Source organism: Tistrella mobilis (genome assembly GCF_039634785.1).
GTDB lineage: Bacteria > Pseudomonadota > Alphaproteobacteria > Tistrellales > Tistrellaceae > Tistrella > Tistrella mobilis.
On sequence record NZ_JBBIAB010000003.1, the window covers coordinates 54025 to 67165 of the forward strand.

A 13141-nucleotide genomic window follows, 5' to 3' on the forward strand; every position below is an offset into this window, starting at 1 on the left:
ATGACCGCGCCACATTTCATCGCACATCAAAACATCTGGCTGGATGAACGGCTGAATACCGGACCGGGCTCATATCACATCGGTGGATATGTTGAACTCCGTGGTCCTCTGGATATCGATATCTTCGGCGCGGCACTGAAGGCGGTGGCGGTTGCACATGCCGGCCTGCATATGCAACCGGTGCCCGAAGGAGACGGTTTTCGTCTTCTCACATACCAAGACACCTTCTCGTCACCTGTCAGCGTCGATCTGTCGCAGGAGGAAAATCCTGTGGCAGCTGCGAACGCATGGATGGCGGCGGATTTCCGCCGGATATTTCCGGCCGGCGCCCCCCTGTTCAGGTGGGGGTTGATACGCCTCGCAGCCGACCGCCATTTCTGGACCAAGACCTATCATCATCTGATCGTCGACGGCCACGCGATCTCCCGGATCGTGCAGGATGCCGCACATGCATACACCTCGCTGCTCGCCGGCCGCGACCCGGGCCTCGCCGGCAGCGATCCGCTGGCGATCGGGGATCCGCTTGCAGGCGACGGCGTGTCGGCGCGCCGCCACTGGTCGACGGTTCTGGCAGCGGCCCCGCCGGTGCTCAACCCGGTACCGCCCCTGCCGCCCCCGCATTTCGGCCCACCGGATTTCGGCCCACCGGATCTCGCCCCGCCCGAGCCCGACGTGCCGGGCCGGCGAACCCGGATCGGGCTGGAGCGCCGGGTCTATGACGGCCTCGCCCGGCTTGCCGCAGAGGCCGGCGCCGGCCTGCCGCAGCTGCTTCTGGTGCTGGCCTCCGCCGCCCTGCTCCGCCGGGCGGGGCGGGATGCCCTGGTCGCCGGCCTGCCGGTCGCCAACCGGCCGACCGCCGCTCACAAGGCTGCCGTCGGCCTGTTCGCCACCATGCAGCCGGCCATCGTTGCGATCGATGCGACCGACCGCCCGCTCGATGTCGCGGCCGCTCTGGCCCGCAGGATGCGCAGCGCCTATCGCCATCGCAGCATCGCCTTTGCCGAACAGGCGGCGATGCTGGCGGCGGTGCGTGGCCGGGGCACGCCCGCTTTCGATCTCACCCTGTCTTTCGAGCCGCACGACTACGATGCCCGCTTCGGCCCGGCGACGGCGACCGCCCATACCCTCTCCACCGGACGAGAGCCGCATCCGCTCTCGATCTTCGTGCGCGACTATCACGACGGCGCCGCCGTCACCGTCGATCTGGACTGGCGCAGCGACGTTTTCGCCGCCGACGACATCCCGGCCCTGATCGCCCGTTTCGACCGACTCTGCCATCGGCTCCTCGACCAGCCTGAAGCCAGCCTCGGCCGGCTCGACCGGCCGGACGCCGAAACCCTCGCCCGGCTCGGCCGGCTGGGCCGCGGCCGGCCGCCACGACCGGGCGATCTCGCACCGCTCGCCGATGCGATCGCGGCCCAGGCCGCCGCCACGCCCGCGGCCCTTGCGGTGGTCGATGCCGCGACCGGGGATCGGGTGGACTATCAGGGCCTCGTCGCCCGCGCCGGCCGCCGCGCGGCCGCCCTTCAGCGCGCCGGTGCCGGCCCCGAAAGCGTGATCGGCCTTGCCCATCCTTCGGGAATCGAGACCGTGGTCTCGCGGCTCGCGGTCTCGATGGCAGGCGCCGCCTGGCTGCCGCTCGATCCCGAGGATCCCCCTGCCCGCCAGGCGGCGATGCGCGATCAGGCCCGCCCCCTGCTGGTGCTGGACGACCAGTCGGCCCGCGCCCTCGACCTGACCGTTGCCGCCGATGCCCGGCCGGCAGCACGGCCGGTTGATCCCGAACAGCTCGCCTATCTGCTGTTCACCTCGGGCTCGACCGGCACGCCCAAGCCGGTCGCCGTGCCGCACCGGGCCCTGGCCATGCACATGGCCTGGATGGGCCGGCGCTATCCGCTCGGCCCCGACGACGTCGTCCTGCAGAAGACCCCGGCCGGTTTCGACGCCTCGATCTGGGAGTTTCTGGCGCCGCTGATGGCCGGCGCGCGGCTGGTGCTGGCGCCGGCCGGCAGCCATCGCGACCCTGAGATGATCGGGCGCCTTTGCGCAGATTACGGTGCCACCATCCTGCAGGCCACGCCGACCCTGATCGACGCGCTGGCCGCGAGCGGGGCGCTCGCCCGTGCCAGCCGGCTGCGCCGCCTGTTCGCGGGCGGCGAGATCCTGGGCCCCGCGACCATCGCCGCCGCCCGGGCGGCCCTGCCCGCCGATGCCGCCCTGATCAATCTCTACGGCCCCACGGAATGCTGTATCGACGCCTCGGCCGCCGACATCCCGGCGGATCTGCAGGGGGCGGCGCCGCTGGGTGATCCGGTCGACGGCGCCAGCCTGCAGGTGATCGATGCCGCGGGCGACCCGGTCGGCCCGGGGGTCGCCGGTGAACTCGCCATCGGCGGCCTCGCCGTCGGCCGTGGCTATCACGGCGATCCGGTGCGCACCGCGCTCGCCTTCCGCCCCGACCCCGAGGCGGAGATGCCGGGCGCCCGCCGCTATCTGACCGGCGATCGCGTCCGCCGCACGGAACGGGATGCCCTGCTGGCGCTGGGCCGGATCGACGGCCAGATCAAACTGGGCGGCCGGCGGATCGAGCCGGGCGAGATCGAAGCCGCGCTGATGGCCCATCCCGCCATCGCCCAGGCGGGCGCAGCCCTGCTGCCGGCGACCGACGGCGCCGCTCCCCGGCTGGGCGCCTGCATCGTGCTCCGCCCCGGCCATCCTGCCCCGGCCCCCGACGAGTTGCGCCGCCATCTGGCGGCCCGCCTGCCCGCCGTGCTCCACCCCGCGGTCGTCACCACCGCCGATCGCCTGCCGCTGTCGCGTTCCGGCAAGCTCGACCGCCGGGCCCTTGGCCAGGCGATGGCCGGAGAGGCACCGGCCACCGCCGCCCGCGCCCGCCTCGACGGCCCGCTTCAGGCCGAAATCGCCGCGATCTGGGCAGAAGTGCTCGACCTGCCGATGCCCGGATCCGGCGCGGATTTCTTCGCCCTCGGCGGCCATTCGCTGAAGGCCATGCAGGTGGCGACGCGGCTGCGCGCGGTGTTCGATGTCGAAATCGGCCTGGAAGAGCTGTTCGACCATCCCCGCCTCGACGATCTGGCAGCACTCGTCGCCGCCCGGCGCCGGGATGCCCCTGCGGCCCCCGGCCCCGTGCTCGACATCCTGCCGGTCCCCGCCGGCAGCCTGCGCCCGCTGTCGTTCGCGCAGGAGCGGATCTGGTTCCTGGCCCAGTGGCCGGATGGCGCCGTCGCCTACAATATGGCGATGGCGGTCCGCATCGACGGCCCGCTCGACGTCGCAGCCTTTGCCGAGGCCGCGGCCGTGCTGCCCGATCGCCATCCGATGCTGCGCACCTGCTTCGCGGCCCCCGACGGCGTGCCGCTTCAGCGGGTCGACCCTGAGGCACGGCTGGTGCTCGCGACCCGCGACCTCAGGGATCTCGATCCGGCGACACGCGATGCGGCGGTGACCGAGGCCGCCGCCCGCGACGCCGCCACGCCCTTCGACCTGACCCGGGCGCCGCTGCTGCGGCTGACCCTGCTGCGGCTGGCCGATGACGCCCATGTCCTGCTGGTCAACCTGCATCACATCGCCGGCGACGGCTGGTCGGGGCAGATCGTGCTGGAAGAGCTGACCGCCCTTTATGCCGCCCGGATCGGTGCCGGCCCCGATCTGCCGCCGGCGCCCGCGCTCACCTATGCCGATGTCGCCGATTGGCAGCGCCGCCGCCTGAACGAGGCCGAAGCCCGCCGCCAGTTGGACCATTGGCGGGGCGTACTGACCGACCCGCCGGTGCTGGATCTGCCGACCGACCGGCCGCGGCCGCCGGTGGTCTCGTCGGACGGCGGCTGCCTTGTCCGCGATCTGCCCGCGGATCTGCCGGACGATCTCCGCAGGCTTGCCGCCGCTGCCGGCGGTACCCCCTTCATGGTGATGACCGCCCTGTTCGGCCTGCTGCTCGGCCGCATGGCCGGCCAGGACGAGGTCGTGATCGGCACGCCGGTGACCAACCGTCCGGACCGGCGGCTGGAGGATCTGGTCGGCTTCTTCACCAACACCCTGCCGCTCAGGCTGGATCTGAGGGGGGCCGATCTTCCCGCCCTGCTCTCCCGCACCCGCGCCACCTGCCTCGCCGCCTTCGACCATCCGGACCTGCCCTTCGAGCGCCTGGTCGATGCCTTCGCGCCCGAACGCAGCCTGGCCCATACGCCGCTCTTCCAGGTGATGCTGGCCTGGCAGCTGGCCGGCGCCAGCCGGCTGGAACTGCCGGGGCTTGCCGTCAGCCGGCTTGCCCCCGCCTTCACCGCGGCCAAATTCGACCTGATGCTTTCGGTCGAAGACTCCGGCCGGTCGATGTCCTGGCGCTTCGACTATCGCGCCGAGCTGTTCGAGCCCCGAACGATCGCCCTGATCGCCGACCGGCTCACCGCCCTGATCCGCGCCGCCGCCCGCCATCCCGCAGCGCGTCTGCCGGAACTCTTCGAAGCCCCGGTTCCGACAGTGCCGGCGTCCCCCGCCCCCGCCTCCGATGTCGTCGACGTCATCCTCGCCCGTCTCGACGCCGATCCCGGCCGGATCGCGCTGGTCGACGCGGCCACCGGCATCAGCCTCACCGCCGCAGAACTGGCAGCCCGGGCCCGCCGCCGCGCGGCGGGGCTGGTCGCGGCCGGCATCGGCCCCGATCGCATCGTCGCCCTCGCCCATCCCCGCGGGGCCGAGCTGGTGGTGTCGATGCTGGCGGTGGCGATTGCCGGCGGTGCCTGGCTCGCCCTCGACGAGGACGAGCCCGAGGCGCGCCGGGCGCTGATCCTGGCGACCGCCGCCCCCGATCTGGTGCTGGATGCCGACGGCGCCGCCCGGATCGATGCCGCCGCCGGCGATCATCCGCTGCCGGCCGGCGCCCGCCATCCCGACCGGCTGGCCTATCTGCTGTTCACCTCGGGCTCCACCGGCACGCCCAAGCCGGTGGCCGTGCCGCACCGCGCGCTCGCCCGGCACATGGCCTGGATGAACCGCAGCTTCCCGCTCGACGCCGCAGATGCCGTGCTTCAGAAGACGCCCACCGGCTTCGACGCCTCGGTCTGGGAGTTCCAGGCGCCGCTGATGACCGGCGCCCGGCTGGTGCTGGCCCCTTCGGGCAGCCATCGCGCGCCCGAGACCCTGGGCAGGCTGCTCGACGCCCATGGCATCACCATCCTTCAGGCGACGCCGACCCTGGTCGATGCGCTCGCGGCCACCGACGCCCTGGCCCGCGGCCGGCGGCTGCGCCGGCTCTTCATCGGCGGCGAGGCACTCGGCACCCCCACCATCCGCGCGGCGCGGGCGACCCTGCCGGCGGGCTGTGCCGTCATCAATCTCTACGGCCCCACGGAATGCTGCATCGATGCGACCGCCTGGGTCGCGGACGACCTGCCCCAGGACTTGCCCCAGACGGGCACGGCACCGCTTGGGGCGGCGATCGACGGCGTGCATCTCATGGTGCTCGACCGCACCGGCCGTCCCGTCCCGCCGGGCCTGCCGGGTGAACTCGCCATCGGCGGCGAGACCGTCGGCCGCGGCTATCACGGCGATCCGGTGCGCACCGCGCTCGCCTTCCGTCCCGACCCGGCGGCCCCCCGCCCCGGCGCCCGCTGCTATCTGACCGGCGATCGGGTGCTGGTCGATGCCCGGGGCCGGCTGCGCTATCAGGGCCGGATCGACGCCCAGATGAAACTCCGCGGCCAGCGGATCGAGCCGGGTGAAATCGAAGCGGTGTTGAGCGCCCATCCCGCCATCGCCCGCGCCGGGGTGACGGTGGTGAGCGCCGAGAGCGGCGAGACCCTGGTCGCCTGGCTGACCTGCCATCCGGGGCAGGCGCTGCCTGCGGCCGATGTGCTCCGCCGCCATGTCGCCCGGCATCTGCCGATCCACATGATCCCGGCGCGGTTCGTCGCCACCGACAGCCTGCCGCTCACCGCCTCGGGCAAGCTCGACCGCCGGGCGCTGACCGCCCGGCCGCTGCCCGCGGCCGACCGCCCCGCCGGCGGCGATGCCCCGGCCAGCCCGGTCGAGATCCTGATTGCGGACATCTGGGCCGAGGTGCTGGACCGGCCGGCCATCGCGCGCAGCGACGACTTCTTCGCCCTCGGCGGCCACTCGCTCAAGGCCGTGCGCATGCTCGCCCGGCTGAACGAGGCGCTGCCGGTGGAGGTGCCGCTGCGCACCGTGTTCGAGAACCCGACCGTGGCGACGCTTGCCGCCGCCCTCGACGCCCTGACCGATGCGGCACTGGCCGGAGATGACGATCTCGCCGCCCTGCTGGCCGAAATCGAGGCACTCCCCGAGACGGATGGGCCCGAGACAGATGGGCCCGGGACAGATGGGCCCGAGGCCGAAACCTTTCCGGATACCGCCGCCCAATGAGCACGCTCCCGCCCGATACGCCTGCCGGCCGCAGCCTGCTTGACCGCATGGCCGCCCTCAGCCCCGCCCAACGCGCGGCGCTGAAGCAGCGTCTGGCGGCCCGCGACGGGGCTCCGGCAGCACCTGCGACGACCGTCGCTGCGGAGACATGGCCCGAGGTCGGCGCACAGGCCCCGCTTTCCCCCGCCCAGGCGCGCTTCCTGTTCCTGGCCGAAGACGAGGCCGGCGATGCCCAGGCCATGTCGCTGATGCTGCGCATCGACGGGCCGCTCGATGCCGATCGGCTGGCGGCGGCGGTCTCGGACGTCGTCACCGCCCAGGCGGCGCTGCGCTGCCGGATCCTGAACACCGCCCGGGGCCCGGTGCAGGAGGTGCTGCCCGCCCCCGCACCGGCCGAGGCATTGCCGGTCGTCCATGTCTGGCCGGCGGAGGATGCCGACGCCGCGCTGGTTGCGGCGGGCCTCACCCTCGGCCGCGAGGGCTTCGATCTCGCTGCCGGCCCGCTTGCCCGTTTCCGCCTGTTCCGCTGTGCGCCGGATCTGCACGGGCTGGGTGTGGTGCTGCATCACATCGTGGCCGATGGCTGGTCGGCCGGGCTTTGCCTCGCCCTGATTCAGGACGCCTATGCCCAGCGGATGGCCGGCCGGCAACCGGCGCCGCCGCCTGCGCGTTCCGCCTTCGACGAAGCCCGGCGTCTGGCCGATCTGGCAGGCGGGGAAGCGCATCGCCGCAGGCTAGACCAATGGGTCGACCGTCTGGCCGGTGCACCGCGGCGGCTGATGCTGGATGGCGGGCCGGGAGAGCCGGGCCCCGCCCGGCACCTGCCCTTCCGGATCAGCCCCGCGCGGACGGAAGCCCTGGCCGGCCTCAGCCGGCGTGTGCCCGGCGCCACGGTCTTCACCGCCCTGCTCGCCGCCTGGGGCGCGGTGCTCGGCCGGTTCACCGATCAGGGCGACACCACGATCGCGGTCGCGGTCGCCAACCGCCCCGATCCGGCGCTCGACCGCACGATCGGCGAATTCGCCGATCTGGTGGTGCTGCGGCTCGCCACCGCCGACGATCCGGGCGTGGATACCCTGCTCACCCGCACCCGCGATGCGGTGATCGACGCCCAGGCCCATGACGGCATCACCCTCGCCCAGATCATGGAAGCGATCGACCGCCGCCATGGCGCCGGGGCCCGGCCGGCGATCGATGCCGCCTTCAGCTTCCTGAACGTGCCGGCACCTGCGGCCGACGCCCACGGCCTGCGCTTCCGGCCGCTGCCGCTGCCGGCCGACCGGCTGGATTTCGCGCTCTATCTGACGGCCCATGAAGATCCCGCCGGCGGGCTGGCCGGATCGCTGGGCTTCCGGCCCGACATGGTACCGCCGGCGCTCGCCGCCGCACTCGCCGACGCTTTCGGGCTGGTCGTCGACGCCATCAGCCTGGACGGCAGCCTGCCGGTCTCGCGCCTGGCCCTGACGACCGAACCCGCCGGCGACGACCTGCCGGTGGTGACCGGCCCCGATGGCCGGCTGCATCTGGCGCCCGTGGGTCTGCCGGGCCGGCTGCTGCCCGGCCCCGACCGCGCGCGGCGGTTGTCCGACGGCCGGCTGCGGCTGCTGCCCGGCATCGACGGCGCACTGCGCCGCGGCACCGCACGGGTTCATCCGGCCGCGGTGGAAGCGGCGCTGCGCCGCCTGCCCGGCGTGCTCGATGCGGCGGTCTGGACCCGCATCGGCACCGATCACGAGGCCCGTCTGGTCGCAGCGGTCGCGACCCGCATTCCGTCGATCGGGCCTGCGGGTTTCGCGGCCGGGCTTGTGGACGCGCTGCCGCCGCTGCTCCGCCCGGATGCCGTCCTGCCGGTTCACGCCATCCCGCGCGATGCCGAGGGCCGGCCCGACCGCGCCGCCCTCGACCGGCTGGCCGTGCCCGCGGCCCCGCACCGGGCGGATCGGGCGGCCCTGGTCTGGGTGGAGGCGCCGGCCCCTGCCCTGCAGCACCTGCCGCTCGACAGCCTGCCCGGCACCGCCAGAGCGGCGGATGACGCGGACTGGCTGGTGCCGGGCGACCCGCCGCCGCCGGCACTGGCCGATGGCGGACCGCTGGTTCTGCCCGCCGATGCCCCGCGCACGCTGGATGCCGCCCTGATCGCAACCGCCGCCGGCCATCCGGGGCGCGGCATTCTGCATGACGACGGCCGCGGATCGCCGCAGCTTCAGGATTATGCCGGGCTGCTGGCGGCGGCCCGCCGCACGCTCGGCCGGCTTCAGGCGGCAGGGCTGCGCCCGGGCGACCGGGCGGTGCTGGTCTTCGCCGATCTCTCCCGCCATATCGAGGCACTCTGGGCCTGCATCCTGGGCGGCCTCCGGCCGGTGACGGTCGCCGTGCCCCATGCCGCCGGCGATGCCGTCGCGGCCAAGCTTTCGGGCACCCATGCGCATCTGGGCGCCCCGCCGGTGCTGACCGATGCCGACACCCGCGATCATCTGACCCGGATCCTGCCCCAGGCCCGGATCCTGGTCGCCGCCCCCGCCGCCGACACGCCCGAGGGCATTCTCCATCCGGCCGCCCCGGAGGATGTCGCCTTCATCCAGCTCTCCTCGGGCTCGACCGGTGTGCCCAAATGCATCCAGGTCACCCATGGCGGGGTGATCGCCCATGTCTTCGGCCAGGTCGACGCCTGGGGGCACGGCCCCGACGACGTGTCGATGAACTGGCTGCCCTTCGACCATGTCGTGCCGATGCTGACCTGCCATCTGAAGGACACGGTGCTCGGCCGCCAGCAGATCCAGGCCCCCACCGCTGCGGTGCTGGACCGGCCGCTGCTCTGGCTCGACCTGATCGAACGCCACCGGGTGACGCTGGCCTGGGCACCCAATTTCGCCTTTCGCCTGGTGGCCGACGCCTTGTCGCGTGAGACGGGGCGGCGGCGCGACCTGTCTTCGATCCGCTGGTTCATCAATGCGGGCGAACAGGTGACGGCACCGGTGGTCGCCGATGCGCTGGCGGCCATGGTGCCGCATGGCCTGCGCCCCGGTGCCGTGCGCAATGAATTCGGCATGGCCGAACTCTGCACGGTGATGACCGGCGGCATCGACTTCACCGCAGACGGCGCCTGCCGCCATGTCACCGCCGGATCGCTGACCGGCCGGCTGCGCGCCGCCACGGCCCCCGGCCCCGGCACGGTCAGCTTCGTCGATGCCGGCCGGCCGATCCCCGGTGTCGCGATCCGCATCGCCGATCCCGACGGCGCCACCTGCCCGGAAGGCGTGATCGGCCGGCTTCAGGCGCGGGGTGCCGTCACCACCCCCGGCTATATCGACAACGCCGCCGCCAATGAAGCGGCCTTCGCCGATGCCGGCTGGTTCGACACCGGCGATCTGGGCTTCATCGCCGATGGCCGCCTGGTGCTGACCGGCCGGCTGAAAGAGATGATCGTCGTCCGCGGCGCCAATCACTATGCCCATGACGTCGAAGACGAGGCCGGCCGTGCGGCAGGGGTCGCCGCCACTTTCGTCGCCGCCACCGCCGTCGACCGCCCCGATCTCGGCACCGAAGGGATCGCCGTTTTCTACGTGCCCGAGGCTTGTCTGGCCGAGATCGGTGCCGCCGATGATGCCGGCCCGCGCCGCGCCGAAATCGCCGAGATCACCGCCCGTCTTGCCCGCCGGCTCGGCATTGCGCCCTCGGTGGTGGTGCCGCTGGACCGGGCCGATTTCCCCAAGACCACCAGCGGCAAGATCCAGCGCACCGCCCTGCGCCGCCGGCTGGAAGCGGGCGATTTCGATGCCCGACTTGCCACCCTCGGCCTCGCCCCGGGCCGCGATCGGGGGCCGGGACTGCCCGACTGGTTCCTTGAGCCGGGGGATGCCCCCGCCCCGCCGCTTGCCGGCGCCCCGCGGCTTGGGCTGATCGAAGACCGCCTGCCGCGTGGCATGGCGCTGGCCGATGCCATCGACCGCCGGCGCGCGCTGCTGGCCCGGCTGGCCGGCCAGGATGCCGAGCTGGTGCAGGATGCCGAACTGGTCACCGTGACACCCGCCGGCGACGTCACCGCCGCCGCGGTCGATGCCTTCACCGCCGCCGCGGCCGAGGACCTGCCCGGCCTGCATCTGCGCCGGATCATCGTGGCCGACGGTACCCCCGAAGCGGTGGTCACCGACGAGATCGCCCGCGGCACCCTGCCGGTGGTCCACCTTACGGCCGGCGGCCGCACCCGGCCGGTGCTGCGCCCGGCGCGGCTCGCCACCGACATCCCTGCCCAGGGTATCGCCCCGGGGCAGTCCTGGCTGGTCACCGGCGGCCATGGCGGGCTCGGCCGGGCGCTGATCCGCCACCTGCTCGATCGGGGCGTGGCCTCCATTACCGTCATCGGCCGGCGCATGGCAACGATGGATGACCCGCGGGTGCAGGCCCTGTCGCTCGATCTTGCCGCCGCCGATGCCGGCGCGCGGCTTGCGGCCCTCGGCCGGTTCGACGGCATCGCCCATCTGGCCGGGCTCTATCGCGAGCGCCCGGCGGCCGAGGAAGACGGCAGGGCGGTGGCCGAGCTGGCGGCGCCCAAGACCGGCATGCTGCCGGCGCTTGCCCGCCTGCTGCGGGATGACGGGCTGCTGATCGCCTTCTCCTCCGTCGTGGCCCATCTGCCGGCGGCCGGCACCGCGGCCTATGCCGCCGCCAATGCGGCCCTCGAAGCCGAAGCCGCTGCGCTGCGCCGGCCCGGCGGGCCACGCCTCGTCACCATCGCCTGGACGAATTGGGAAGGGCCCGGCATGGGGGCGGCCGTCACCGGTGCCGCCGGCCTCGCCCGCGGCCGCGGCCTGCTGCCCATCCCGCCCGCCGACGGTCTGGCCAGCCTGGATGTCGTGCTGGCCGCCGGCCTCACCCGCGCGGTGATCGGCGCCGATCGCCGCCATCCGATGATCGCGGCCCGCTGCATCGATCCGGAACTGTCCCCCGCCCGCGCCCGCGCGGTGCTGCTGGTGGCAGGTGAAACGGCTGCCCCGGCGACGCTCCGCCGGGCCGAAGACGTCTTCGGCACCCCTGCCGGGCCCGGGCTCCGCCATGTCGATCATCTGCCGGAAAGCGACGACGCCCTTGCGGCCCTTGCCGGCGGCGGCGACACCCTTGCGGCCGTCGCCCCCCGCACGCCGACCGAAACCGCCTTGGCCGCGATCTGGTCGGAACTGCTGCCGGCACCGGTCGCCGGCATCGATGCCGATTTCTTCGCCGCCGGCGGCCACAGCCTGCTCGCCGCCCGGATCGTCACCCGGATCAACGACCATTTCGGCCTGCACCTCACCCCGGCCGCGCTGTTCGATGCCCCGACCATCCGCGCGCTGGCGGCGCATGTCGACGGCATTGCGGCGCCGGGCCCGGCCGGAGCCGACGAGGATTTCGAGGAGGGCGCCCTGTGACCGCCACCGACCTGCTCGCCCGCGTCGCCGGTGCCGGCATCCAGCTCTGGTCCGAGAATGGCGAGCTGCGCTTCCGGGCACCGAAAGGGGCGCTGACCCCGGAACTGCGGGCCGAGATCGGGGCGCGCCGCGCCGAGTTGATCGCGCTTCTGGCCGAGGCGGCCGCCGTCGCCGCGGCGGATGACCGCGACCCGCTGCCCCCCTTCCACCCCGAACTGGATGATGAGATCCCGCTCGCCCCCGGCCAGGCCCGCTGGTGGTTCCTCGACCGGCTGGGCGCCGATCCGCGGGCGGCGCTGATCACCGCGGCGCTCGACCTCAGGGGCCCGCTCGACATCGACCGCCTGGCCCGGGCCTTCGCCGACATCGTCCGCCGCCATCAGCCGCTCAGGACCGCAATCCTCGATCTTCAGGGCACGCCGCGCGCCGTGCTCCGGCCGGTGCCCACGGCCTGGCCGCTGCCGGTGACCGATGCCGCCGACGACGCCATGGCCGATGCGATCGCGCGCGAGATTGCCGCCCGGCCGATCGATCTGGCGGACGGGCTCAACCTCCGCACCGCGCTCCTCCGCCAGGCGCCCGATCATCACCGGCTGGTGGTGGTGCTGCACCATGCCGCCGCCGATGGCTGGTCGCTGGGCGTGCTGCTCCACGAGTTGCAGGTTCTGTATGACGGCGGCACGCTGCCGCCGCTCCGCCGCAGCTATGCCGAGGTGATGCAGGATCAGGCGCGGATCCGCGCCGCCGATCTCGATCTCTGGCGCCGGATGCTCGCCGACCTGCCGCCCGCCTCGGACCTTCTTCTGCCCGGGCACCCCGAACCGACCGGGGGCGACCACGTGATCCGGCGGCGTCTTGCCCCAGAGACGGCGGCCCGGCTCGACGCCCTCGGCCGCGGGCTGGGCGTCACCCCCTTCATCATCCTGACCGCGGCCGCCCAGATCCTGATCGGCCGGCTGTCGGGCAGCCGGGATTTCGCCCTCGGCACCCCGGTCGCCAACCGCCCCGATGCCGATGCCGAGGCGCTGATCGGCTTCGTCACCAACACGCTGGTGCTGCGCGCGGCACTCGGCCGGGCGCGCACGGTGCGCGAGCTGCTCACCGCCATCCGCGGCGACACCCGCGATGCGCTTGCCCACCAGTCGCTCCCCTTCGACCGGCTGGTCGACGCGCTGGGCATTGCCCGCACCGGCACCGACAACCCGCTCTTCCGGGTGCTGGTCGCAGCCGGCACCGCCGATCTGCCGGCGCCGGGGCTGGGCGGTCTCGACGTCGCCATTCTGCCCGCCCCGGCCACGCGCACCCGGCTCGACCTTGAAATTCACGGCCATGCCGGG

The 13141-nt window shown here is 73.6% G+C and carries 3 protein-coding genes (1 of these 3 cut by a window edge); all 3 read left to right on the top strand.

The window, feature by feature from the left end:
* Tightly spaced (each overlapping or abutting the next), the 3 genes in view from WI697_RS05205 to WI697_RS05215 form a layout consistent with a single transcriptional unit that may run on beyond the window.
* Positions 1-6399 (top strand): amino acid adenylation domain-containing protein, encoded by a 6399-nt coding sequence (locus WI697_RS05205; RefSeq protein ID WP_345957691.1) that lies wholly within the window; start codon positions 1-3, stop codon positions 6397-6399.
* Positions 6396-11804, top strand: a complete 5409-nt coding sequence (locus WI697_RS05210; protein ID WP_345957692.1) for an SDR family NAD(P)-dependent oxidoreductase — start codon at positions 6396-6398, stop codon at positions 11802-11804. Before WI697_RS05205 ends, WI697_RS05210 begins: the two co-directional genes overlap by 4 nt.
* A protein-coding gene (locus WI697_RS05215; RefSeq protein ID WP_345957693.1) for an amino acid adenylation domain-containing protein crosses the window boundary here: on the top strand, positions 11801-13141 show its 5' end (the start). Its footprint extends 14217 nt past the window's final position; only the first 1341 of its 15558 coding nucleotides appear in the window; the start codon lies at positions 11801-11803; the stop codon falls past the right edge of the window. The genes WI697_RS05210 and WI697_RS05215 overlap by 4 nt, the downstream gene beginning before the upstream one ends.

Coding starts and splice junctions, on each gene's coding strand:
- WI697_RS05205 (WP_345957691.1), top strand. CDS start 1: ATGACCGCGCCACATTTCATCGCACATCAAAACATCTGGCTGGATGAA.
- WI697_RS05210 (WP_345957692.1), top strand. CDS start 6,396: ATGAGCACGCTCCCGCCCGATACGCCTGCCGGCCGCAGCCTGCTTGAC.